Here is a 25644-nt window from a genome sequence, read left to right as displayed (position 1 = left end):
TGGTTGGCGTAAAAATGACGCCCCGCAGCCCCCTTCCCGAGCTGCGCCGGCACCTACGCCTTGGATGAAGGCGTAGATGAGACGAGCGACGCTCAGGAGAAATTAGAGTTTTTTGCAATTTTGTGAACAGGCCCGGGCGCGGACGCACCCGGGCCCTCGGTTCAGCGCTGCGTTTCGCGCAGGCGCCGGGCCTTTTCTTCCAGTGCCGCGCGCTGCTCCGGCGGCAATGCCTCCAGTTGCAAGTGGGCACGGGCCAGCGCTTCCAGCGCCTGCGCATCGCTGCCGGGCAATGCGCCCAGGGCCTGGGCAAGCTCGGCCACGGTCGGGTTGTCGAACACCATGGCCGGGCTCACCTCGCGGCGCAGCACGTTGCGAATGCCCGCCACCAGCTTGATTGCCAGCAACGAGTGACCGCCTGCGGCAAAAAAGTCCTGGTGCAGGCCCAGCGCCGGCTGCTCCAGCATTTGCCCCATACGCTTGGCCAGCAGGCGTTCCAGCGCCGTGCGGGCTGGCTGCTGCTCGGTTTGCGGGGCCTGCGGTGCCAGCTTCGCCAAGCCCTGGCGGTCGACCTTGCCATTGGCCAGCCGGGGCAACTGCGCCACCACCTGGATACGCCGTGGTAGCAACGGCTCCGGCAGGCGCAAGGCCAGGTCGCGGCGGATACTGGCTTGCGGGTTCTGCTCATCGGCCTGCACCACCACGAAGGCCGCTGGCTGCAGCCCCGCCTGGGCGTCCTCGGCAGGTACCGCGACCACCGCTGCCTCGCGCACACAGGCCACCCGCTGCAGCTCGGCCTCAAGCTCCGCCAGCTCGACCCGGAAGCCATTGAGCTTGACCTGCTGGTCCCTGCGCCCATGCAGGGCCAGGCTGCCATCAACGCGGTAACGGGCCAGGTCGCCCGTGCGGTACAGCCGCTCTCCCGGCGCGAACGGGTGGTCGACGAAGGCTTCGCCCGCGTCGTTCAGGTAGCCCCGGCACAGCTGCCGGCCGCTGATGTAGAGCTCGCCCAGCACGCCAGGGGGCACCAGGCGGTGCCGTGCATCCAGCACGTACACCTGGTTGCCCGGCAGCACGCTGCCCAGCCCGACCGGCCCGTGGCCGAGCGGCTCAGGCGTCAGCACCTGCACCATCACCCCGACCGTGGCCTCGGTGGGGCCATAGTGGTTGAACACGCGGCAATCGGCGCGCAACTGGAAGACCCGCTGGAGCAGGCCAGGGGCTGGCGCCTCGCCACCCAGTACCAGGGTGCCAGGCAGGCGTGGTTGTTCGGCTTCGAGCAAGGCGCCCAGGTGCGAAGGGACGATCTTGAGGCAATCGACCTCGCCGGCCACCAGGTAGTCCCTGAAGCGTTCGGGGTCGCGCAGGGTGTCTTCATCCGCCACCAGCAGGCAAGCCCCGTTGTACAGGGCACCGAACAGGGTGGTATTGCCCAGGTCCGCCGCCACGCCGCTGGTGAAGGCGAACCGCGAGCACTGCTCCAGGCCCATGAGCTGCGTGGCACCGGCCAGGTAGTTGGCCAACTGCCGATGCTCGATCACCACGCCCTTGGGCTCGCCGGTGGAGCCGGAGGTGAATAGCACGTAGGCCGCCTCGTCGCCCTGCAACGGGCAAGCTTGCGCACCGTCGTCTGCCTGCTGCACCACCAGCGCCGCCGGGTCGAGCAACTGCACACCCTGCGCGTGCCACAGATCTGACTGCGCGGGCTGGCCGAGCAGCCAGGCCGCGCCCGCCAGGCCGACGATGCTGGCCTGGCGGGCCTGTGGCCAATGTGGGTCCAGCGGCACATAGGCCGCGCCCAGCCACCAGGTGGCCAGGATCGATTCCACCAGGGCACTCGAACGGGGCAAGGCGACGGCCACCCGGGCCCCCGGCCCCACACCCTGGGCAGCCAAGCCGGCAGCCAGTCGCCGGACCCGCTGCCCCAGGCCGGCGTAACTCAGGCGCTGCTCGCCGTGCACCAGCGCATCGCGGCTCGGCGCCTGTGCCAGCCACTGCGCCAGCCGGGCCATCAGCAATGGCGCCGGCGACGTCGGTACTGCCGGGTTGAGGGCCAGCAGGCGTGCCTGCTCCGCCGCACCGACCAGGTCAAGCGCGCCGATCGCGGTCGTGGCGTCATCGACAACCCCTTGCAGCAACATCAGCAACTGTTCGAGCAGACGCTGCATGCTGGAAGCGCTGTAGCAGTCGGGCAGAAAATCGAGCGCCAGTGCCTTGCATTCACCCTGCGCCGACAGCTGCACCTGCAGCATCAGTTCACAGCCATCAGCGCCTTGCGCCACCTGCTCCAGGCGCCACCCCGACGGGGCGTCGACGCAGTACTCACGCACAGCGGCAAAACCCAGGGCGGGCAGCGCCTGGTCAGGCGCCGCCGCCCAGTACTCCTGCCAGGTCACGTGCTGCGCCGCCAGCGCGGCGAACGCGCTCACCCACGCATCGAAGCGCTGGCTTTCATCAATACGCACCTGCACCGGCAGGGCCTTTTCCAGCACGCCGGCGCTCTGGGCAAAGTAGTCATAGTCCTCGCGGCCGTCATGGCGCCATTGAGCGAGGAAAGCGGGTTGGTCGCTGACCCGCCCCAGCAGCGCCCACCAGGCGGCCTGCAACAAGGCTGGCACTGCCACCTGCAATGCGGCGGCCCGGCCTTGCAGGCCGGCCTTCAGCGCCGGGTCGAGTGCGACCTGCACCCGCTGCACCGGCGTTCCACGGCTGTCGCCGAGGCGATACGCCAGCCTGGCATGGCCGCTCGCCTCACCCTGAAGATGATCGTGCCAGTAACGCTGGGCCTGCCCGGCATCCTCGTCGATGGCCGTTTCCGCACGCCATTGCAGGTACTGCTCGAAGCACCCGGCCGCCTCGTCCTGGCGTGTATCAGGTGCCCGGTACAGGGTAATCAGCCCTTCGGCCAGCAGGCCCATGCCAGGGCCATCGACCAGCACGCTGGCCACCGCCAGGGTCAGTTGCCAATGCGTCTGGTCCAGGCGCAGCAGCAAGGCTTGCGCCCAGGGGCCCTGGGTCAGGGAGAACGGCGAGTCCAACCAGGCCTGGCGCTGCTGCTCAAGCGCCTCGGCAGGCAACGCCGACAGGTGCGCGGCCAATGCCAATGGCGCGCGGTCGGCGCCAGGGCACCAGCGCAGGCCGTGGAAGCCCGGCACCGTCTGCAGCCGCGCGGTCAGCTCGGGGTGCAGCTCGGGCAGCGCGGCCACGGCGCGCTGCAGGCGCGGCACATCCAGCTCGCCCTGGATGTGCAGGGTGACCTGCCGGCACGCCTGGGCGAAGGTCGTGGCGCGCTGCAGGGCCTTCAGGGTCACTTGCTGTTGCGGGCACAGGGCAACGCTTTCAGACATTGGCGTGCTCATGCGTCCACCTCCTGTGGCTGTACCTGGGTCGCCGCCAGGCTGGCCCGGTCGAGCATGTCGCCCATGGCGACGACGATCTTGCGCGGCCCTTCGAAGGGGTCGCGGGCGTGGGCGATCAGCATGTTGTCCAGCAGGATCACGTCGCCCTTGCGCCAGTCGAAACGCACCGCGCAGGCTTCGTACAGTTCGCCGATGCGCTGCATCACCTCGTCCTCGATCGGCGAACCATCGCCGTAATACACGTTGCGCGGCATACGCTCGTTGCCGAACAGCGTCAGCAGGTCTTCGCGCACGTCGGCATCCAGGCAGTAAGGGTGGTGCAACTGCACCTGGTTGAAGAACGACCGCGCACCGCTCACCGGGTGGGTGATGATGGCCGGGCATGGCGTGCGGATCTGCAGCCCGTCATCGGCCAGCCACTGCCACTGGATACCGGAGGCCTGGCAGCGGGCCTCGACTTCGGCGCGCTGTTCGGTCTTGAAGAAATGCTGCCAGGACACGTCGAGCTTGCCGGTGAAGGTGCGCACGTACAGCAAGCCATTGCGCTCGAACCGCTCACGCAGGGCGGTGGGCAGGCGCTGGTACATCTGCCGGCAATCCACCACCGGGGTGGCGCCGCCGACCGGCGACGGCAGCTCGCAGTAGAACAGCTGCTTTCGCGGCCAGCTGTCCTGGTGGGCGCTTTCGTTGTGGAAGAGGATCATCTTCTTCTCGGGGTAAGGCGTGGAGCGGTAGGTGTTCTGCCCGCCCTCCTTCTTCGGCAGATCACCGTAGTTGCCGTACAGGCCTGGCTGCACCGCCTCGGCGAACGCCTCGAACGCCTGGCTGTCGGGGATGCTGAAATTGCGGAACAGGATGCCACCGTGGTGAACCAGCTTTTCCTCGACCCAGGCGCGGTTGGCCGCGATCCAGCCGGTCACGTCTAGGCCGGGGTCAGTCGGTTCCAGCAGCAACGGGAACACCTGCTCTGGCACCAGCAGGGACTCGCGCACCGGTTGCTGCGCTTGCCCTGCCGGACGAGCCTGGTTCTTTTTCAGGAACTTGTCCAGCTTGTTGGCTTTGCCGGCAGGTACTGCCGGGCCGGCCGCCGCGTGTTGCATTGGCACGTTCATGTCTTCCACTCTCACGCTCTGGTCACATGTGATCTGCTCGAGAACGGCGATCCAGCCGTCCACGAACCCCTGGATCTCAGCCTGCTCGAACAACGCCGAGGCATACTGCCAATGGCCGCTGAGCTCGGCCTGCTGACCCTGTTCGACGAACAGCGCCATGTCGAATTTCGACTGCTGCGACACGCTGGGCAGCGCCTCGACGCTCAACCCGTCGATACCCGCGGTGGGCAGTGGCAGGTCGTTCATCACGAACAGCACCTGCACCAGCGGGCTGATGCCCTTGTGCCGAGGTACCCGTGCGGCCTCGACGATCATGTCCAGCGGCAGGTCCTGATGCTCGAATGCGTTGAGCAACTGCTCGCGCCCCTGCGCCAGGAACTGGGCGAAGGTGCTGCCGGGCAGCTGGCGTGAGCGCACCGGCAGGACGTTGACGAAGAAACCGATCAACCCTTCAAGTTCAGGCTGCTGGCGGCCGGCGTAGTCGACGCCCACCACCACATCGTCACTGCGGGTCAGGCGGTGCAGGTAGGCCTGGAAGGCCGCCAGGATCACGCTGTACAGGGTGACCTGGGCCTGCGCCGCCAAGGCGTTGAGTGCCGCGGTCAAACCTTCGCGCAGGCGGAACGGGACCGTGCCGCCCTCATGGCTGGCCTTGGCAGGCCGCGGCTGGCGCAGCGGCAACGGCAACTGCCCGGAGTAGCCAGCCAGGGTCCGTGCCCAGTACTGCGCCTGTTGCTGCAGCACGCCAGCGTCCTGCAGCGCCTGCTGCCAGTGGGCGAAGTCCGAGTATTGCAGCGCCAGTGGCGGCAGCGGCGTGTGGTCCCCCGCACGCAGGCGGGCATAGATTCCCACCAGTTCGTTGGCCATGACCGCCATCGACCAGCCATCGGAGATAATGTGGTGCATCGAATAGAACAGCACATGCTCCTGCGGCCCCAGGCGGGCGAGCTGCATACGCAGCAGCGGCCCCTGATCGAGCACGAACGGATGGGCTTCGTTGGCCAGCGCCTGGGCCGCCACCTGGGCCTCCTGTTCGGCGCGGCTCAACTGCGACCAGTCGTGCAATGGCAGGTCTACGGCCAGGTGTGGTGCGATCAGGGCAACCGGTTCGCCCTCGCTGTCCTGGCCATAGGTGGTGCGCAGCACCTCATGGCGGCCGACCACAGCCTGCAGGCTGGCACGCAGCAGCTCGACCGACAGTTCGCCGCGCAGGCGCAACGCCATGGGCATGCCATAGGCGGCACTCCCTGGGGACAGTTGCTCGACCACCCACAACCGGCGCTGCACCAGCGCCAGCGGCGCCTGGGTGCTGACGGCGCGGGCCTGCAACAGCGGCAGCGCTGGCCGCGCCTGTTCGTCATGGCCCAGGCAGGCGACAAACGCGTCCAGCCGCGGGTGATCGAACAGGGCACGCAGCTTCAGGCCCGGCGCCAGTTGCTGGCGCACCCGCGCCACCACCTGGGTCGCCAGCAGTGAATGCCCGCCCAGGGCGAAGAAGTCATCGCTGCGCCCTACCCGCTCGACGTCCAGCACTTGGGCCCAGATCGCCGCCACCTGCTGCTCGCGCTCACCCTCGGGCGCGACATAGGCATGCCCCTGGCGGTCGGTCTGTGGCTGCGGCAACGCCTTGCGGTCGAGCTTGCCATTGGCGGTCAATGGCAGGCTGGCGAGAAACAGCAGATGGGCCGGCACCATGTGCTCGGCCAGCACCGCCTTGAGCGCGCTACGCAAGCTGTCGCGCAGGCCCTGCTGGGCCTCCAGGCTGCCGGGCAGCGCTTCGGCAGGCACCACATAGGCCACCAGCTGCGTGCCGCCCGGCCCTTCCTGGGCCAGCACCGCGGCTTCGCGCACGACCGCCTGCTCCACCAGCCGGGCCTCGATTTCCCCCAGCTCGATGCGGAAGCCCCGCACCTTGACCTGGTGGTCGATACGGCCGTTGTACTCGATCACCCCATTGCCTGCGCTACGGGCCAGGTCGCCCGTGCGGTAGAGCCGCCCGCCTCCTTGCGCGCTGGTGTCGAAGGGGTCGGGCACGAAGCGTTCGGCGGTCAGCGCCGGGCGGTTGAAATAGCCCCGGGCCAGGCCGGCCCGGCCGACATGCAGCTCACCCCGGCAACCCTGTGGCGCCAGCTCGAACGCTTCGTCCAGCAGGTACCAGGTCAGGTCGTCGATGACCCGGCCCAACGGGCTGGTCACACCGCCCTGCAAGTCGGCGCGGGTCACCGGGCGGTAGGTGACGTGTACCGTGGTCTCGGTGATGCCGTACATGTTGATCAACCGCGGTGTGGCATCGCCGAACTGGTCGAACCAGGGTGCGAGGCTGGCCACATCCAGCGCTTCACCGCCAAACACCACATAGCGCAGGGCAAGTGCCTTGCCCTCGCGGGCGCCGGCACAGGCGGCGCGAATCAGCGGTTTGAACGCCGAAGGGGTCTGGTTCAGCACCGTGACCCGCTCCTGCACCAGCAGCTCATGGAAATCTTCGGCCGAGCGTGCCACGTCCTGCGGCACGATCACCGCCCGCCCGCCATATAGCAGCGCGCCGAACAGCTCCCACACGGAGAAGTCGAAGGCGTAGGAATGGAACACCGTCCAGACATCCCCGGCGTCGAAGCCGAAATCGCCCTGGGTCGCCGCGAACAAGCGCGTGACGTTCTGGTGCGCGAGCAAGGTGCCCTTGGGCTTGCCGGTGGAGCCGGAGGTGTAGATCACATACGCCAGGTTCTGCGGATGCGCACCACTGTCGGGGTTGGCCTCGCTGTAGGCCGACCAGGCGCCCTCGCCGCTGCCCACCTCCAGGCACTGCACCGCCGGGCCGGCCGACAGCCGCTGCTGCAGGTGCGGCTGGGTCAGCACCCACTGCACGCCACTGTCCTCCAGCATGTAGGCCAGGCGTTCGCTCGGGTAATGCGGGTCCAGCGGCAGGTAGGCGCCACCGGCCTTGAGAATGGCCAACAGGCTGACGACCATCTCCAGGCTGCGCTCCAGCGCCACACCAACGCGCACATCCGGCCTTACGCCCAGCTCGCGCAGGCGGTGCGCCAGGCGGTTGGCCCGGCGATTGAGCTGGTCATAGCTCAAGTGCTGGCGGCCCAGGGTTACAGCGATGGCCTGCGGGTTGCGCACCACCTGCTGCTCGATCAGCTGGTGCAGGCAATGGTCTTGTGGATAGTGCGCGGTGCGCGGGTTCCAGGCCTGCACGGTCTGGCGCTGTTCGTCGGCATCGAGCAACGCCACCCGGGCGATTGCCTGCTGCGGCGCAGCGGCGACCGCTTGCAGCAACCGCAGCCAGTGCCGCCCCAGGCGCTCGACGGTCGCGGCATCGAACAGTTCGGTCGCATAGGTCAGCGACGCCGCCAGGGTGGTGCCATTGTCGACGGTGTCCAGGGTCAGGTCGAACTGCGCGGTGCCATGGGCATGCGGCCACAACTCCAGGCTCAGCCCCGGCAGCGTGCGGCGGTCGCCCTGGGCCTGGCCCTGATGGTTGAACATGACCTGAAACAGCGGGCTGTGGCTTTGGCTGCGCTCGGGCTGCAAAGCCTCCACCAGTTGCTCGAACGGCAGGTCCTGGTGCATCTGCGCGCCCAGGGCGGCCTGTTTCACCTGGGCCAGCAAGCCGGCAAAGGTGGTGTCAGGGGCGAATTCGGCCTTCATCACCTGGGTGTTGACGAAGAAGCCGATCAACTGCTCGGTTTCCACCTGCGTGCGGTTGGCGATGGGCACGCCGACACGGATATCGGCTTGGCCCGAGTAACGTTGCAGCACGCTTTGCCAACCCGCCAGCAACACCATGAACAACGTGGCATCGGCCGCCGATGCCAACGCCCGCAACGATTGGGTGAGCGGTGCGTCAAGCTGCAGCGCCAGGCGTGCGCCAGCGTGGCTTTGCACGTTGGGCCGTGGCCGGTCGGTAGGCAGTTGCAGTAACGGCTGCTCGCTGCCCAGTTGGGCGCGCCAGTAGGCCAGCTGGCGGTCGCGTTCGCCGCCCGCCATCCATTGGCGCTGCCACTGGGCGAAATCGGCGTACTGGATCGCCAGCGCCGGCAGTGTCACGGGCTGCCCCTGGCGGTGCCCCTCATACAGTTGCACCCACTCGTCGAGCATGATCGGCACCGACCAGCCGTCGGTGACGATGTGGTGCTGGGTGACGATCAGCACATGCTCGGCCTGGCCCCGCGACAGCAGGCGCACGCGCATCAACGGCCCGTGCTGCAAGTCGAAGGGGCACTGGATTTCCGCGTCGATGCGCGCCTGCACCTGGGCATCGTCCCAGGCCTGCGCATCCTCCACGGCGAACGCCAGTGGCAGGCTGGCGTGGATGACCTGGCGCACCTGGTCGCCGTCCTGGCAGAAGGTCGTGCGCAGCGGCTCGTGGCGCGCGATCAGGTCATTGAAGCTGCGTTGCAGGGCGGGCACATGCAGTGAACCCGTCAGGCGCAGCACGGCCGGCACATGGTACGCCGCACTGTCAGGTTGCAACTGCCAGAGGAACCAGTGACGTTGCTGGCCGTAGGACAGCGCCAGAGGCTGGTCACGGTCCACTTGGGGAATGCCGCCCGGGGTTGCGCGCGCCGCGCCCCCGGCCAGCGCGGCGAAGTCGGCCAGCACTGGGGCCTCGAACACGCTGCGCAGCGGCAGGTCGATGCTCAGGGCCTGACGGACCCGGGAGATCATCTGGGTGGCCAGCAACGAGTGGCCGCCCAGCTCAAAGAAGTGGTCGGCGCGCCCCACGCGGTCCAGCTTGAGCACCTGCGCCCAAAGGTCGGCGACCTGCGCCTCCAGGGTACTGGCCGGGGCCTGGTAGGCCTGTTGCAGCAGACTGGCATCGACCGCCGGTAGCGCCTTGCGGTCCAGCTTGCCGTTGGGCGATAACGGCAATGCCGGAAGGATGAGCAGGAACGCCGGCACCATGTGTTCGGGCAGGCTGCCCTTGAGCGCATCGCGCAAAGTGTCACGCAGCGCCGCTTCGGCCTGCAGGTCGCCGGCCTGCCCAGCCTCGGCAGGCACCACGTAGCCCACCAGTTGCACGCCGTTGGCGGTCGGCTGCGCCAGCACCACGGCTTCGCGCACCAGGGCGTGGCCCAGCAGGTGGCCCTCGATCTCACCCATTTCCACCCGGAACCCGCGGACCTTGACCTGGTGGTCGATCCGCCCGCTGTATTCCAGCACACCATCGGTGCGGTACCGCGCCAGGTCACCGGTGCGGTACAGGCGCCCACCGCCTGCCAGGCTGGTGTCGAAGGGGTCGGGCACGAAGCGCTCGGCGGTCAGCGCCGGCCGGTTGAAATAGCCCCGCGCCAGGCAACCGTTGCCGCCGATCAACAGCTCTGCCACCACCCCCACGGGCGCCAGCGTGAAGCCGCTGTCGCACAGGTAGGTGGCACGCCCACCGATGGCCGTGCCGATCGGTACGCTGGCCTTGGGCAACGCCTGCAAGGCGCTGGCCGAGCAGTCGAACACGGTCGACACCACCGTGGCCTCGGTCGGCCCGTAGGTATTGAGCAGACGCACGCCCGTGAGGCAGGAGGCAAACCAGTCGTTGAGGCCTTCGGGCGGCATGGCTTCGCCGCCCACGTGCACCTGGCGCAGGGCGCCACAGGACGACGCACCGCGCATGTGCGCGGCGAACAGCCGCCAGTACGCGGTGGGCAGGTCGGCCACGGTCACGCCCTGGCGGACGATGGTGTCGGTCAGCGTCTCGATGTCCCAGCGCTGTTCGCCCCGCATCACCACCTGCGCGCCCACGCACAGCGCCGGGTACAGTTGCTCGACGAAGCCGTCGAAGCTGACGGTGGCGAACTGCAACACCTTGTCTTCAGGGGTGAGTCGCGAATACTCCGCGGCCACCTGGCAGAACGCCGACAGTTCGCCACGAGCGATGGCCACGCCCTTGGGCTTGCCGGTGGAGCCGGAGGTGTAGATCACATAGGCCAGGTTGCTTGCCACGGTCAGCGGCTGCGGGTTGCCCTCGTTGCCGCCCGCCAATGCCTCCTGCGCCGCACTCAGGTGCATGCGGCGCACGCCTGCCAGGTCTGGCAGGCTCGACGCCAGTTCGGCCTGGCTCAACAGCAGTTCGATGCCACTGTCCTGGAGCATGTGCACCAGCCGCCCGCGCGGGTAGGACGGGTCCAGCGGCACATAGGCGCCACCGGCCTTGAGAACCGCCAGCAGGCCGACGATCAGTTCGAGGCTGCGCTGCGCTGCGATGCCGACCCGCACGTCGGGGCCCACGCCCTGTTCGCGCAAGCGGTGCGCCAGGCGGTTGGCCCGGCGGTTCAGCTCGCCGTAAGTCATGCTTTGGGCGTCGAGCACCAACGCCGTGGCCTGCGGCCGTGCCTGGGCCTGGGCTTCGATCAGTTGCAGGGTGTCAGGCGCCAGTGCGGTGGCGGTGGGCAGCGGGTTCCAGTCCTGGACCAGCTGGCGCTGCTGCGCGGCATCTACAATCGGCAGCTCGGCAACAGCCACCTCGGCCTGACCGAGGCTGGCCAGCAAGGTCAGCCAGTGCCCCGCCAGGCGCTGGATGCGCTCGGCATCGAACAGGTCGGTGGCATAGTTGAAGGTCGCGGTCACACCGTCCGAGCGCTCCAGGGTGTCCAGCGACAGGTCGAACTGGGTGGTCTGCTCCAGCCACTGCACTTCTTCCACGTGCAAGCCCTGCACGCTGTCACTGGAGACCTTCTCGCCCACATCCAGCAGGTGGTTGAACATCACCTGGAACAGTGGGTTGTGGCCCAGGCCGCGCTCCGGCTTGAGCTGCTCGACCAGCACGTCGAAGGGGATGTCCTTGTTGGCCTGGGCCTGAAGGGTGGTTTCCTTGACCGCGGCCAGCAACTGGCCAAAGGTGTGCGCGGGCACGATGCCGACCCGGGCAATGAGGGTATTGACGAAAAAGCCGATCAGGCCTTCCAGTTCCAGGCGGTTGCGATTGGTGACGGGAATACCGATGTTGAGGGTCTGCCGCCCGCTGTAGCGCGACAGCAGCAGGGCGAACGAGGCCAGGAACACATGGAACAGCGTGGCATTGGCTGCCACCGCCAGGCGCCGCAGCTGGCCGGTCAGTTCGGCGGGCAGTTGCACGTCGATGCGCCCGCCGCGGTAGCTCTGTTGCTGTGGACGCAAGCGGTCGGCAGGCAACTCCAGCACCGCGAAATCGTCCTCCAGGTTGGCCTTCCAGAACGCCAGCTGCGCCTGCAACTGGCCCTCGGCCAGGCGCTGGCGCTGCCAGCCGGCATAGTCGGCGTACTGCACCGCCAGCGCCGGGCGCTGGTCGGCCTGCCCCTGGGTGCGGGCGTTGTACGCGGCGGCCAGCTCGCGCACCATCACGCTCATCGACCAGCCGTCGGAGACGATATGGTGCAACGACACGGCCAGCAGGTGCTCCTGCGCGGAAGTGCGCCACAGCGCGACGCGCAGCAGCGGCCCTTGGGCCAGGTCGAAGGGGCTGGCGAACAGCTGGTCCAAGTGAGGCTTGAGCGCATCGCGTGACAGACCGATCAGGTCCTGGGACTCGATGAGCACCGGCGCGGCCGGTTTCACCACCTGCCAGGGCAGGCCATCGTGCTCGGCGAACACGGTGCGCAGGCTTTCGTGCCGCGCGACCAGCGCATCGAAGGCGGCCTGCAGGGCGCCCAGGTCCAGCGCGCCGCGCAAGGTCACCGCCAGTGGCGTGTTGTAGGCGGTGCTGTCGGGGTTGAGCTTCCAGAACATCCACTGCCGGTACTGGGCATGGGAGACGGGCAGGCGCTCGCTGCGGTCCAGCAGCGCGATGGCGCCGCCGCCGGTTTGCTCCAGGCCTTCGAGTACCTGGGCATACGCCTCCAGGTCACGGGTATCGAACAGCACGCGCAAGGCCACTTCCCGCTGCAACTGCTGGCGGATCCGCGACACCACCTGGGTGGCCAGCAACGAGTGGCCGCCCAACGCGAAGAAATTGTCGTCCAGGCCCACCTGGTCCACTTGCAGCACCTCGGCCCAGATTGCCGCCACCTCCGCTTGCAGCGCGGTTACCGGGGCACGGTAGTCCACCTGGGTGGTCACCGCCTGCGGCAGGGCTTGCAGGTCGACCTTGCCGTTGGCTGTCACCGGCAGGTGCGGCAACAGCATCAGGTACCGCGGCACCATGTGCTCGGGCAGCGTCTGGCGCAGCGCCTGGCGGGTGGCGTCGATGCAGGCCTGCCGGCCCGCCTCGTCCGCAGGCCACGCCCTGGGCACCAGGTAGGCGGCCAGTTGCCGGTTGTCCTGCTCGCCGACCACGCGCACCACGGCGGTGTCCAGCTCGGGTAACTGGCGCAGGCAGTTGTCGATTTCCGCCAGTTCCACGCGATAGCCACGGATCTTCAACTGGCCGTCCATGCGCCCGGCGAACGCCAGTTGGCCGTGGCCATCACGGCGGACCCAGTCGCCGCTGCGGTACAGGCGCCCGCCCTGGCCCGAAGGGTCGGGCACGAAGCGCTCGGCGGTCAGCGCCGGCTGCCCCAGGTAGCCCCTGGCCAGGCCCGCACCGCCCAGGTACAACTCGCCGCGCGCGCCAGCGGGCACCGGCAGCAGGCAGGCGTCGAAAACCTGCGCGCTGAGGTTGCCCAGCGGGCGCCCCAGCAAGGCCTGGCCGTGGACCTCATGGGTCAGCACACCGACCGTGGTTTCGGTCGGGCCGTAGTGGTTGAGCAGCCGCAGCCCCGGTGCCAGCGCGGCGATGCGCGCGATCAGCGCTGGGCTGATGGCCTCACCGCCGACCACCAGGCAGCGCCGAGGCAGGGCATCGCTGCCGGCGGCGAGCATCGCCTGCAGGTGCGAGGGCACCATCTTCACCGCGTCGATGGCATGCCGTTGCAGGTAGTGCGCGTAGGCCTGGGCGTCCAGCACCGTATCATTGCCCAGCATGTGCAAGGTCTTGCCGTTGCACAGGGCGCCGAAGAGCATGGTGTGCCCCAGGTCTGCCGCCGGTGTGGTGACCATCGCCAGGCTGCGCAGTTCGTCGATACGCAGGCGTTCGCCCACGCTTTGCACATAGTTGGCCAGGGCGCCATGGCTGATGGCGACGCCCTTTGGTGTGCCGGTGGTACCGGAGGTGTAGATCACGTACGCCAGGTTGTCGGCGTGCACAGGCACGCGCGGCAACGGCGCCGCCGGGTAATCACCCGTGGGGTCGATACGCTCGATGCCGGGCGCCAGTTCCAGCCGCCCCGCCGGGGCCAGTACCCGCTTGACCTGGCTGTCGGCCAGCATGAAATCCAGCCGCGCCTGAGGCTGCTCCGGCTCCAGCGGCAGGTAGGCAGCACCAGCCTTGAGCACGGCCAGGATGGCGACCAGCATGTCGATGGAGCGATCGGCCAGCACCGCCACCCGCTCGTCGGGCTGCACGCCGGCGCCCAGCAGCACCCGGGCCAGGCCCTCGGCGCGGGTTTGCAGGGCGCCATGGCTGATCTGCTGGCTGCCACTGACTGCCGCCAACTGCTGCGGATCGCGTGCGGCAGCGGCATCGATCAGCGTGTGGACCGCCGCGGGGGCGTCAAACGCCTGGGGCACGACCAAGGGCGCTTCATCGCCCAGCACCAGCTCGCCCACCGGGCCTTGCGCACGCTCGGTCAGGCCCTGTAGCAGGCGCAGCCAGTGCTGGCTGAGCGTCGCCACGGTGTGCGGTTCGAAGCGGTCCACGGCATAGGTGAACACCGCGTGCAGGCGGCCGGCACTCTCGTAGGTGTCCAGCGACAGGTCGAAACGTGCGCTGTGCTTGTCCAGCGCGACTTTTTCCAGGGTCAGGCCGCTGACCAGCTGAATCTGCCCTGCATCGGCGATGGCCGCCTGATGGTTGAACAGCACCTGGAACAACGGGGTATGGCTGGCACTGCGCGGCACGCCCAGGGCCTCGACCAACTGCTCGAACGGCAGGTCCTGGTGGGCCTGGGCCCCCAACGCGGTGTCCTTGACCCGAAGCAGCAGTTGCGCCACGTCCATCAGCGGGTCGATCTCGGTGTGCAGCACCTGGGTATTGATGAAGCAGCCGATCAGGCCTTCCACTTCACTGCGGTGGCGGTTGGCGACCGGTACGCCGACGCGAATGGCCCGCTGGCCGCTGTAGCGCTGCAGCAGCAACTTGAACGAGGCCAGCAGCACCATGAACAAGGTCACGCCATGGGCCTTGGCCAGGCTGGCCAGGCGCGCTGCCAGGTCCGCCTCGAGCTGCAGTTCCACACGCTTGCCGCGCAAGCTGGGCAGCGCTTGCTGCGGGTGGTCGAACGGCAAGTCGAGCGGCGCATGGTCGTCGCCCAGCTTGTCGCGCCAGTACGCCATTTGCCGCTCCTGCTCGCCCGCCTCCAGCCAGCTGCGCTGCCACAGGGCGTAGTCGCGGTACTGGATGGGCAAGGCCGGCAACGACAGCGGTACCTGGCTGCACGCGGCGTCGTACAGCTGCACGAACTCGTCGACCAGTACATTCAGCGACCAGCCGTCGGCGACGATGTGGTGCAGCGTCAACATCAGCACATGCTCTTGCGCCTGCAACTGCACCAGTTGCACCCGCAGCAGCGGCCCTTGCACCAGGTCGAACGGCGCCTGCGCCTCGGCGGCGCCGAGCGTGAGGACCTGCTGCTCGCGCTCGCCGGCCTCGAGCAGGCTGAGGTCGTGGCGGGTGATGGCCACTGCAGCGGGCGGCAGTACCTCCTGCAGCCATTCGTTGGCGTCGGCCCGCAGGCGTGTGCGCAGGCTTTCGTGGCGGGCCACCAACTGATCGAACGCAGCTTGCAGCGCGACAAGATTCAGCTCGCCCTTGAGCCTTACGGCCATGGGCAGGTTGTAGGCCGCGCCCTGTGGGTCCAGCTGCCACAAGAACGCCATGCGCCGCTGTGCATACGAGAGCCGGTCACGGCTGGCCTCGGCGACATTGCCCGGGATCGGAAACACGGCAAAATCCACCCCCTCTCGTTGCAGCGCGGCCAGGAACAAACGGCGTTTTTCCGGCGGCAGTTCAATGAAGCGGCGAGCGAGTTTCAACGAATCTTCGGCATTCATGCGATGCGTCCTTAGCAATAGGAAGCGGGACCAGAGGGTCCAGTCATCCCACAAGGACGAAACTGCGCGAGGCCGATTTAGCCCCTGCAGCCGCGCGGCCGGGCGCCTTCAAATGCGTGCGCCGAACTTGGCCTACGGTGACGTCATGCGGTTATGAATGGAAACCCTGCGGGAAGAGATCAGTAGCGCCAGCAGTGGGTTTCACGCCTGGTGGCGGGAGAAGCGGCGACGGTGATGGATAGGCTATTGGCGGGGCCGCTTTGTGGCCCCGCCAATCAGTCAGACCGCCGCGATCAACGCCTCGGCAAAGCGCTGCGCGACTTCATCGATCTGCTCGCCGCTGATGATCAACGGCGGCAAGAAGCGCACCACTGCACCATGTCGCCCTCCCAGCTCCAGAATCAGGCCACGCTTGAGGCACTCGCGCTGCACCTTGGGCGCCAGGTCGCGGTTAGCCGGTGGGTGGCCCAGCACATCGGGCTGGCCTTGCGGGTCGACCAGCTCCACGCCCAGCATCAAGCCCCGGCCACGGATATCACCCAACTGCGGGTAGTCCCGCTGCAGGCGCTGCAGGTGCCCACGCAACCGTAGCCCCATGGCCTCGGCATGCTCGGCCAGGCGATGCTCGACCAGGTAATCGATTACCGCCGAACCCGCCGCCATGGCCATCTGGTTACCGCGGAAGGTGCCGGCGTGCGCCCCCGGTTTCCACGTGTCCAGCCAGTCGCGGTACACCACCACCGCCAACGGCAGGCTGCCGCCAATGGCCTTGGACAGCGTGACCACGTCCGGCACGATGCCGGCATGCTCGAAGGCGAACATCCGCCCGGTACGGGCAAAGCCGCTCTGAATCTCATCGACGATCAAGGCCACACCCGCCTGCTCGGTGATCCGGCGCACGCCCTTGAGCCATTCGATATCGGCCGGGATCACCCCGCCCTCGCCCTGCACCACCTCCAGGATGACTGCAGCCGGCAGTGGCACCCCGCTTTCCGGATCGAGCAGCAGGTTTTGCAGGTAATGCAGGTTGGCCTTGACCCCGGCCTCACCGCCCAGGCCGAACGGGCAGCGGTAGTCGTACGGGTATGGCATGAACTGCACGCCGCTGCTCAACAAGGCACCCAGCGGTTGCTTGGGACCATGGCTGCCCATCAGGCTCAGCGCCCCCTGACTCATGCCATGATAGGCACCCTGGAAGGCCAACACGGTGCTGCGCCCGGTGGCGCTGCGCACCAGCTTGAGGGCCGCCTCCACGGCGTCGGTCCCGGTCGGGCCGCAGAACTGCACCTTGGCCTCGCGGCGCAGGGCCTCGGGCAGGATGCTGTACAGGTCCTGAACGAAGCGGTCCTTGACCGGTGTGGTCAGGTCGAGTGTGTGCAAGGGGATCTCATCGGCCAGCACACGCTGGATCGCCTCGATCACCACCGGGTGGTTATGGCCCAGCGCCAGGGTGCCGGCGCCCGCCAGGCAGTCGATGAACTGTCGGCCTTCGACGTCTTCGACGTGGATACCCCTGGCGCGCTTGAGCGCCAGCGGGATGCGCCGTGGGTAGCTGCGGGCGTTGGACTCCTGCTGTTGCTGGCGTTGCAGCAACGGTGAGTCGGTGAATTCGTACAGGGCCTGCGACACGCTGGCCGGCGGGACCTGGGCAAGGCTGGAAGCGGTGGACATGGGTAAATCCTCGCAAGCGAGCGAAAGTGCGGGTGTTCGTCGCTTGGAAAACGCTTGAGTGCTGGGAGGATTTAGCGGTTGTTACTGGATTTTACTCACCCTGTGCCGGCCCTTTCGCGGGCTTGCCCGCTCCCACAGGGTCAGGCCCTGTGCAGTACCTGTGGGAGCGGGCAAGCCCGCGAAAGGGCCGGCACAGGCAAGGAAAATCAACTGCTCGAACGCGCCGGCACTTGCAACCACACCCGCAAGCCATCGCTACTGCTGTCGAACCTGAGGCTACCGGCACACCGCTGCACGATCGCCTGCACGATCGCCAACCCCAGCCCGCAACCACCGCTCTGCCCGCTGCGCCAGAAACGCTCGGTAAGGTGTTCCAGATCCGCCTCGGCAATCCCCGGCCCATGGTCACGCACCATGAAGCCCACCTGCCCGTCAGCCATCTGCACCTCCAACTCCACTGCCTGTTCGCCGCCATGGCGCAGGGCGTTGTCCAGCAGGTTGCGCAGCGCGGCCACTGCCAGCGGCGCCGGCATGCCCAGGTAGATCTGCGTGGCCTCTTCAGGCAGGCGCAACACGATACGCCGGTTGTCACCGCCACCGGCGTCCTGTACGGCCTGGCGGGCCACCTGCTCGGCGCTGCACTGCACGCCATCCTCGAACGAAAGGCTGCCCTCCACCCGTGCCAGCATCAGCAACTGCTCAAGGGTACGGTGCATGCGGTCGGCGCCCTGCTCGGCATGCTCCAGTGCCTGCTCGCGCACGGCGCCATCGGTCATGCGCGCCACCTGCAGGTGGGTCTTGATTGCGGTCAACGGGCTGCGCAACTCGTGCGCAGCATCGTCGGTCAGGCGCCGCTCGCGTTCGATGGTCTGGGCAATGCGCAGGAACAGCTGGTTTTGGGTGTCCAGCAACGGTTGCAACTCGCTGGGCAGGCCCGCCACCTGCAACGGCTCCACGCTGTCGGCGCGCCTGCGGCGCAAGGCATCGCGCATGCGGTTGAGCGGTTCCAAGCCCTTGCCCAGGCCGATCCACAACAACCCCAGGCTACCGAGCAGGGCCATCAGCACCGGCGCCGAAGCCGCCAGCAGGATCGACTGGTTCAGCGCTTCACGCTCCATATGCCGGTCGGCGGTGGTGATGCGCACATCCCCATGGTTGTAGGTGAAGGTGCGCCACGAAGCGCCGTCGATGGTCTGGTCGCGGAAGCCGCTGCGCTCGTCATCCATGGTCCCATCGTGCTTGTGGTTGCTGGCGAGGATTTCGCCGCGCAGCGAGCTGACCTGGCAGGCCATGCCGTCCGGCACGCTGAACTGGTCGGCCGAGAAATGCGCCTCGCCGCCCTTGGCCGTCAATGGCTGCGGCAACTGGTCGATCAGCCCGGCGACCATGCGCGCCGAGGCGACCAGCCGTTGGTCGAGGGAAAACATCATCTGCTGGCGCAGGTCGCGCAGCATCCATGCCGCAGCCAGCACCCAGATGATGATAAAGGCACTGCCCAGGATCAGGCTCAAGCGTACCCGCAGGCTCATGGTGCAGCCTCTTCCGGTGCCTGCGCCGGGCCCAGGCGGTAGCCCAGGCCGCGCACGGTCTCGACGATACCGTTGCCGAGCTTGCGCCGCAGGTGGTGGATATGCACGTTCAGGGCGTTGCTTTCCACTTCGTCACTGAAGCCATACACGCAGTCCTTCAACTGCTCGCTGGACAACACCCGCCCGGGGTTTTGCAGCAGGGCCTGCAACAGCGCCTGTTCACGGCGGGAAAGGTCGACCTGCTGGCCGGCCAGGGTCGCCTCGCAACTGCTGGGGTCGTAACGCAGCGGGCCGTGCTCGATCACATTGACCGCCCGCCCCGCCACCCGCCGCAGCAGGGTGTGCAGGCGTGCAGCCAGCTCGCGCAGGTCGAAGGGCTTGAGCAGGTAATCGTCGGCACCGGCCTGCAGGCCATCGACGCGATCGGTGACGGCGTCGCGCGCGGTGAGCACCAGTACCGGCAAGGTCTCGCCTTTTTCGCGCAGGCGGCGCAGCAGCTTGAGGCCGTCTTCGTCGGGCAGGCCCAGGTCGAGGATCATCACGTCGAACTGCGCCGCCTGCAGGATGGCCCGCGCAGCGGCGGCGTTGCCCACCCGGTCGACGGTCAGGCCCTGGGCTGTAAGGCCGGCGCAGATGCCGGCGGCGATCAGGTCGTCGTTCTCGCAGAGCAGAACGTGCATGGTGTGGGCTCCCAGTGGTGTGGCTGGCATTGCACTATGAAGGGATTAAGGGGGGATTATGAACCCTCTGCAGGTGGGCTGGGCGAGCTCAGCGCCTCTGGCCTGTCGACATCCTGCAGCACACCGACGTCCTGCACGTGCACCCTTACGCAACTTTCTGGATGAGCCTTCACTACCGACCGCGCCCCTTCATCACCCTGCAACTGGGCAAGCGCCGGCCAGAAATCACGGCCGAACAACACCGGATGGCCCTGCCGCCCGGCATGCCAAGGCAGGACTATGGTTGACGGACCGGCCTGGCGTGCAAGCAAGCCAAGCGTGGCGGGCGCCACCCAGGGCATGTCGCCCAACACCACCGCTACCGCCCGCGCCTCGCAATCTGCCAGCGAGGCGGCGCCGGCTGCCAGGCTATGGCCCATGCCCTGTGCGCAATCGACACTGGAAATGACCCGGCACGCCGATGGCAAACCCAGCGCCTCTGCCCGTTCGCCGGCGCGCAACACCACCCGCACCTCATCGAACACCGCGCAGGCACGTTCGACACTGTGCACCAGCAGGCTGCGACCGTCCGACATCAGCGCCCGGCGCTTGTCGCCGCCGAAGCGCACGCTGCTGCCAGCCGCCAACACCAACGCCACCACACTCACAGCGCCGCCCGCCCAATCCCGTTGCGCAGGCGCAAGATATCGGCCAGTACCGCCAGGGCGATTTCGGCCGGTGTCTTGCTACCCAGGTTGAGGCCGATCGGCGCGTGGATACGCGCCAACTGGTCGCCACTCAGGCCGCCGATGCGCTGCAAGCGCTCGCGACGCTTGTCAGAGGTGGCCTTCGAGCCCATCACGCCGATGTAGAACGCTTCTGTACGCACCGCTTCAAGCATGGCCAGGTCATCGATTTTCGGATCATGGGTCAATGCAACCACCGCCGTGTCGGCATGGCAACCGCCATTGGCGATAAATTCCGACGGCAGCTCGCGGCGTAGCTCGATGCCGTCCAGGTGCACGCCGTCGAGCACTTCATCACGTGGCTCGCAGAGAATCACTTCGAAGCCCAGGCCTTTGCCGAACTCGGCGCAACAGTGCGCCACGCTGGAATAGCCCGCCAGCAGCAGGCGCTGGGCGGCGCCGACGCGCAGCCGTACACAGGTGGGCTCACGCTGCACCCGCGGCCCCTGGCTGGTGTCAGGCACCAACTGGCGGTTGCCGTCGGGCAGGCGCACTTCGCGCAACAACCGGCGCTGCCCCAGCAATGCGCTTTGCAACTCGCGCAGGTGGGCCTGCACGTCGCACTCGGCCGCCAGGTTTTCCACCAGCACTTCCAGCACCCCGCCGCACGGCAGGCGAATGCCCGAGCGGGGGTCACTGCCATCGCCGTAACGCACAAGGGTGACCGGCTCGGCGAACTCGCCCAAGGCCACACGGTGCAGGAAGTCGTCCTCTACGCAGCCACCAGACAACGAACCCAGCCACTGGCCGCTGGCGTTGACCGCCAGCAGCGACCCCGGTGCACGCGGCGCCGAACCGTAGGTGGCGAGTACCGTGCACAACCACACCTGCTGACCGCTGCACGACCACTGCAAGGCCTGGCGAATCACCTGAAGATCGAGATGCTGCACCGGTTACTCCGCCTGCAGCTCGGCGAGCTGCTGTACCTTCAGGTCACCGGGCAATCCGCCCCAGGCCTGGCGCAGGTAGTTGACCATGTCCGTCACCTGCTGGTCATCCAGCTTACCGGCGAAGCCAGGCATCGGCTGCATGCGCTCGAAGCCGGTGAACTGTTGTTCGCGGATGCCTTCGAGGATGACCTTGACCAGGTTGCGCGAGTCGGCCTGGCGCAGCACGGTATTGCCCTGCATGGCCACGGCGACGTGTGGCTTGCCCTCGCCGTCGACCCCATGGCAGCCGGCGCAAACGTTCAGGTACTGCTGGTGGCCGCGCTGGGCACTGTCGCTCATCTGCGCCAGGGCAACCGGCTGGATGACCTTGGCCGCGGGTGGCTGGTCGCCCAGCAGGTAGGTGGCCATGGCCGCCAGGTCGGCGTCCTCCAGGTGCTGGGTGCTGTGGTGCACCACCGGGAACATCTCGTTGAACATGCTGCCCTGGGCGCTGATGCCGTGCTTGAGGAAGGTGGTCAAGTCTGGCTGGGTCCAGCCCCGCTCAGCCAGGTCCTGCGCCAGCAGGCTGGGCGCCAGGTAACCCGCCAGCAGGCCGCCGCTCAGGCGCTGGTCTTGCTGCAGTGCGCCGATCGCATTGCGTGGGGTATGGCACTCGCCACAGTGGCCCATGACTTCGACCAGGTACTGGCCACGCTGCCAGGCCGGGCTTTTGCCCTCGGCTGGCTGCAGCTGCACGCTCTTGCCATACAACAGGTTCCAGCCGCTCAGGCCCATGCGCACGTTGAACGGGAAGCGCAGCGCCGTCTGCGGGGCCGGGCGGTTGATCGGCGGTACGGTTTTCAGGTAGGCAAGAATCGCGTCCGAGTCTTCGCGCTTGATCAGGTGGTACGAGGTGTAAGGCATCGCGGGATAAAGGTTGGCACCATCCTTGCGCTTGCCTTGCGTGACTGCTGCGAAAAACTCGTCGGCGCTGTAGTTGCCGATGCCGTACTGCTTGTCCGGGGTGATATTGCTGCCGTAGATGGTGCCGAACGGCGAATGGATCGGCAGGCCGCCGGCATACGGTGCGCCACCTTCGGCGGTGTGGCAGGCCATGCAGTCGGCGGCGCGGGCCAGGTATTCACCGCGCTTGACCTGCGCTTCATCGGCAGCCAGGGCCGCCGAACTGACGGCAACACCCAACGCCAGCGCCAATGCGCTACGTACGAAGCCCATGTTCAACCCTCCTTGACCAGGCCGAGGTCGTTGAGCACCTGGCGGGTGGCGTCGTAGTAACGCACGTAGCCTGTGCACCGGCAGATGTGGTGCCCAAGGCTGGCCTCGATGCGGTCTTGCACTTCGCTCTTGTTCAGCGGCTGGCGCTGGGCGGTTTCCACCAGCACGGTAGCGGCGTTGACGAAGCCTGGTGCGCAGTAACTGCACTGGAAGGCGAACAGGTCGACGAACTTCTGCTGGATCGGGTTCAGCGTCAGTTTGCCGGCCTCGTCCTTGCTGGCATGGCCTTCGATGGTGCGCACTTTCTTGCCTGCAAAGTAGTGGGCACCGGTGATGCAGGTGCGCACTTCTTCGCAGGTGCCGTCCGGGTTGTCCACGATCACCACACAGGCGTGGCAGATGCCCTGGCCGCAGCCCAGGCGCGAACCGGTGAGGTTCTGGTATTCGTGCAGGTAGTCGAGCATCGCCAGGTCGTCGGGGACCTCGACCGGGCCGACCGGTTGACCGTTGAGGGTCAGTTGCAGTGGGCGGTTAGCCATTGAGGGCCTCCTTGATACGGGCTGGGGTAATGGGCAGATCGCGCACGCGCTTGCCAATGGCATGCGCAACGGCATTGCCGATGGCACCGACGACCGGGATCATCACCACTTCGGCAATGCCCTTGGACGGGTCGGTGGGTGACAGCGGCGGCAGAATTTCGCTGGTCTGCTGCCACACCGCCACATCGCGCGCATGCGGCAGGCGGTAGCGGTTGAAGTTCCAGTCGCCCTCCCCGGGCCCGCCCTCGTACATTGGCATTTCTTCGGTCAGGGCGTGCCCGATACCCATGGCGATGCCACCTTCGAGCTGGCCTTTGACCAGCTCCGGCACCAGCGCCCGGCCGCACTCGACCCAGCTGTGGTGGTTGAGCACTTGCACTTCGTGGGTGCCCTTGTTGACCTTGACTTCGACAATGGTCGCCACCGGGCTGTAGTAGGTGACCATGGCGTTGTTCAGCTGGGTATCGGGGTACGCCGCGTTCTGCCGGTCGAGCAGGTGATAACCGTGGCTGCTCATCTGCGCTTTCTTGGCGTTGACCGCGCCGTCGCCGTATTTCACGGCCACGGCGTCGAGCGGGAAGCGCTCGCGCACACCGTCGATGACGAAGTCGGCCTCGGCCCAGCTCCAGCGGTTGAAGCCGTGGACGCTCACACCGGTGACCAGGCCCATGTCATGGGCCTTTTGCGCCAGCTGGGCGAACGGGATCGGAGCCAGGCCGTTGCCGGTCAGCTCACCATTGACCCACACAGCGTTCTCGCGGCGCACCACCAGCGGGTTGGCCTGCCCGCCGTAAGGCCCCTGGCGCCAGATGGCCATGGCCGCCGGCCACAGGCCGTGGTTGAACAGTACCCGTGCCGCTTCGCGGGTAGCGTGGCTGAAATAGAACGCCGAGTTGGTCGCCGACGATGGCGACGCCAGCTTGCCCACCCAGCGCGGGTTACGCAGGGCAGCGTCCTGTTCGGGCTGGCTGATCAGGTACGGGTTGCCGCTGGTGGTCAGTTGCAGCTCTGGCCACTCGGTAACGGCAGTGCGCACCTCATCGGCCGAACGGCCAAGGAAGTCGCTGACCACCAGGGCCTGCGAAGTGGACATGCCAGTGCCCAGTTCGGTACCGATGTGGCGCAGGCTGATGCGCCCGTCGCGGCTGAACTCGACGCTGGCCATCGGCGCTTCCGCGCCCGTCCCGAAGTCTTTCTGGCAGATGGCGAAACCCACGCCGTACCAGTGATCCTGGTCCTTGGCATCCATCTGCTGCTTGCGTGCGTCACGGTTGCGCCACCGGTCGTGCACGGCGGCCTTGTCGAGAATTTCGTACAGGCGCAGGGCGCCGGCCGGCACCGCGCCCTGGGTGTTCTTCATGCCCGACTTCAGCGCGTTGGCACGGCGCAGATCGATGGCATCCACGCCCAGGCGGCCGGCGATTTCATCGACCATCATTTCAGTCGCCGCCATGCTCTGCAGGGTGCCATAGCCGCGCATGGAGCCCGCCTCCACGCCACGCGAGTAATAGGCAGTCACCGACAGGTCGTTCTGCGGCATGTAATAGATCGACTGCGCTGCGGTCGCACCCACTGCGGCCACCGACGGGCTGTAGTTGATGCGCCCGCCACCGTCGCAGCTCATGTCGGCGCGGAAAATCTTGAAGCTGTTGTCTTTCTTGTCCACCGCCAGTTGGTAGCGGATATCGAAGGCATGGCGCTTGATGCCGCTCTGGAACTGCTCGTAGCGGTCATTGGCCAGGCGGACCGGTACCCCGTCGCCGTACAACGCAGCCACGGCAGCGTAGAAAACGAAGATGTTGTTGTCCTTGGAGCCGTAGCCCACGGTGTAGCCGGGGTGCATGTTCAGGGTGTTCAGGGCAAACCGCGACGGCTTGATCATGTGCACGCATTCCTGCGCCACTTCGAACGGGCACTGGGTGGCAACCACGAAGTGCAGCGTGCCGCTGGCCCGGTCGTACCAGCCATTGCCGTTGTCCGGCTCCAGCGCGGCAGGTTCGATGGACGGCGTCTTGTAGCGCTCGTCGAACACCAGCCAGTCCTCGGGCGGGTTGTCCAGCTGTTCGGCCATACGGTTGGCGTAGAACAGCCCCTGCTCGGTCAGGTCACCATGCTGGTTGGGCTGTTTCGACCACACCGGCTTGCGGTTGAGGATGGTGGGGAACAGCATGGAATTCTTCAGGCTGGAGAACTCATCGTCGTCGAACGGCGTGGCGCCGCCCACCCGCACGAAGCGGAAGCTGCCATAGGGGTCACGCTGGTACAGCGGCGCCTGGGCGCCGTAGCGGATCGCCTGGTCGTTGAACTGCAGCTTGCGCTTGGCCTGGCGGAAACGCTCGAAATCGTGCCAGATCAGGATTGCCACGGGGTGGCCGATGAACATCGGTACCTTGCCAGGCGGCAGCAGCGGGTCGGGCGAGTGCGCTTCGGGCCAGGCGATGCCGTCCTGTTCCAGGTCGGCGGCGGTGACGACACGGTCTGGTTGCAGGTCTGCCCCCAGCAGGCTCAGGTCATGCCCGGCATAGATGCGGTCAGCCTTGGTGGCCTTGAGCAACAAGGCATGGCCCTGTTGCACCGGCCAGCCCGGCATGTCCTTGGCACGGATGTCGCGGGCGAACACCTTGTCGCCGCAGACCTTGGACAACGCATCGTTACGGAAACGCGCCTTGCCGTCATGGTTCATCCACTTCTGCGGCGAAGCGGTGACGCGTTCCTCCATCAGCGCGGCGAACGCCTGGCTGCCAAGTGGCGCCATGGTCACACCGACACCAGCGACCAGGCCGCCTTGCAGGAAGGCGCGCCTGGAAATATCACGGTTGGACATGCTTGATCCTCTGGGCAGTCGAGGGTCTGCCCTTTCTTCTGATTCTGGGCCTGGCTTGCAGAAAGCTGACCTGAACGTCAACTTTACAGCAATTTA

At 67.2% G+C, this 25644-nt stretch carries 10 protein-coding genes; all 10 read right to left on the bottom strand.

Annotated features, from left to right (window positions below):
- Window positions 1–161 precede the first annotated feature (161 nt).
- The 10 genes from FPB55_RS08465 to FPB55_RS08415 all read right to left on the bottom strand — a co-directional run bounded on the left by FPB55_RS08465 (window position 162) and on the right by FPB55_RS08415 (window position 25548).
- Window positions 162–3356: an amino acid adenylation domain-containing protein gene (locus FPB55_RS08465; RefSeq protein ID WP_144187967.1), complete on the bottom strand. Its 3195-nt coding sequence runs from the start codon at window positions 3354–3356 to the stop codon at window positions 162–164.
- Window positions 3353–15475: a non-ribosomal peptide synthetase gene (locus FPB55_RS08460; RefSeq protein WP_125854485.1), complete on the bottom strand. Its 12123-nt coding sequence runs from the start codon at window positions 15473–15475 to the stop codon at window positions 3353–3355. Before FPB55_RS08460 ends, FPB55_RS08465 begins: the two co-directional genes overlap by 4 nt.
- Before the next feature lie 279 nt (window positions 15476–15754).
- A complete protein-coding gene (locus FPB55_RS08455; protein WP_125854484.1) occupies window positions 15755–17146 on the bottom strand; it encodes an aspartate aminotransferase family protein in 1392 nt (463 codons plus the stop codon).
- Window positions 17147–17352: 206 nt separating this feature from the next.
- Window positions 17353–18675 (bottom strand): ATP-binding protein, encoded by a 1323-nt coding sequence (locus FPB55_RS08445; protein WP_009684794.1) that lies wholly within the window; start codon window positions 18673–18675, stop codon window positions 17353–17355.
- Window positions 18672–19355, bottom strand: a complete 684-nt coding sequence (locus tag FPB55_RS08440; RefSeq protein ID WP_144187963.1) for a response regulator transcription factor — start codon at window positions 19353–19355, stop codon at window positions 18672–18674. The genes FPB55_RS08445 and FPB55_RS08440 overlap by 4 nt, the downstream gene beginning before the upstream one ends.
- Before the next feature lie 56 nt (window positions 19356–19411).
- Complete coding sequence (locus tag FPB55_RS08435) at window positions 19412–20002, bottom strand: nucleotidyltransferase family protein (protein WP_144187961.1); 591 nt, start codon at window positions 20000–20002, stop codon at window positions 19412–19414.
- Window positions 19999–20970, bottom strand: coding sequence for an XdhC family protein (locus FPB55_RS08430; protein WP_125854480.1), 972 nt, complete (start codon window positions 20968–20970; stop codon window positions 19999–20001). The genes FPB55_RS08435 and FPB55_RS08430 overlap by 4 nt, the downstream gene beginning before the upstream one ends.
- 3 nt (window positions 20971–20973) lie before the next feature.
- Window positions 20974–22185, bottom strand: a complete 1212-nt coding sequence (locus FPB55_RS08425; RefSeq protein WP_047150167.1) for a cytochrome c — start codon at window positions 22183–22185, stop codon at window positions 20974–20976.
- Window positions 22186–22187: 2 nt separating this feature from the next.
- Window positions 22188–22724: a (2Fe-2S)-binding protein gene (locus FPB55_RS08420; protein ID WP_125854479.1), complete on the bottom strand. Its 537-nt coding sequence runs from the start codon at window positions 22722–22724 to the stop codon at window positions 22188–22190.
- Window positions 22717–25548: a xanthine dehydrogenase family protein molybdopterin-binding subunit gene (locus FPB55_RS08415; RefSeq protein WP_009684800.1), complete on the bottom strand. Its 2832-nt coding sequence runs from the start codon at window positions 25546–25548 to the stop codon at window positions 22717–22719. The genes FPB55_RS08420 and FPB55_RS08415 overlap by 8 nt, the downstream gene beginning before the upstream one ends.
- Window positions 25549–25644 lie beyond the last annotated feature (96 nt).

This window comes from Pseudomonas sp. BJP69 (assembly GCF_007633355.1).
Taxonomy (GTDB): domain Bacteria; phylum Pseudomonadota; class Gammaproteobacteria; order Pseudomonadales; family Pseudomonadaceae; genus Aquipseudomonas; species Aquipseudomonas juntendi.
Note: the sequence above shows the minus strand (reverse complement) of the source record. Positions and strands in the feature narration are given on the sequence as shown.

Coding starts and splice junctions, on each gene's coding strand:
- FPB55_RS08465 (WP_144187967.1), bottom strand. CDS start 3,356: ATGAGCACGCCAATGTCTGAAAGCGTTGCCCTGTGCCCGCAACAGCAA.
- FPB55_RS08415 (WP_009684800.1), bottom strand. CDS start 25,548: ATGTCCAACCGTGATATTTCCAGGCGCGCCTTCCTGCAAGGCGGCCTG.
- FPB55_RS08445 (WP_009684794.1), bottom strand. CDS start 18,675: ATGAGCCTGCGGGTACGCTTGAGCCTGATCCTGGGCAGTGCCTTTATC.
- FPB55_RS08460 (WP_125854485.1), bottom strand. CDS start 15,475: ATGAATGCCGAAGATTCGTTGAAACTCGCTCGCCGCTTCATTGAACTG.
- FPB55_RS08420 (WP_125854479.1), bottom strand. CDS start 22,724: ATGGCTAACCGCCCACTGCAACTGACCCTCAACGGTCAACCGGTCGGC.
- FPB55_RS08425 (WP_047150167.1), bottom strand. CDS start 22,185: ATGGGCTTCGTACGTAGCGCATTGGCGCTGGCGTTGGGTGTTGCCGTC.
- FPB55_RS08440 (WP_144187963.1), bottom strand. CDS start 19,355: ATGCACGTTCTGCTCTGCGAGAACGACGACCTGATCGCCGCCGGCATC.
- FPB55_RS08455 (WP_125854484.1), bottom strand. CDS start 17,146: ATGTCCACCGCTTCCAGCCTTGCCCAGGTCCCGCCGGCCAGCGTGTCG.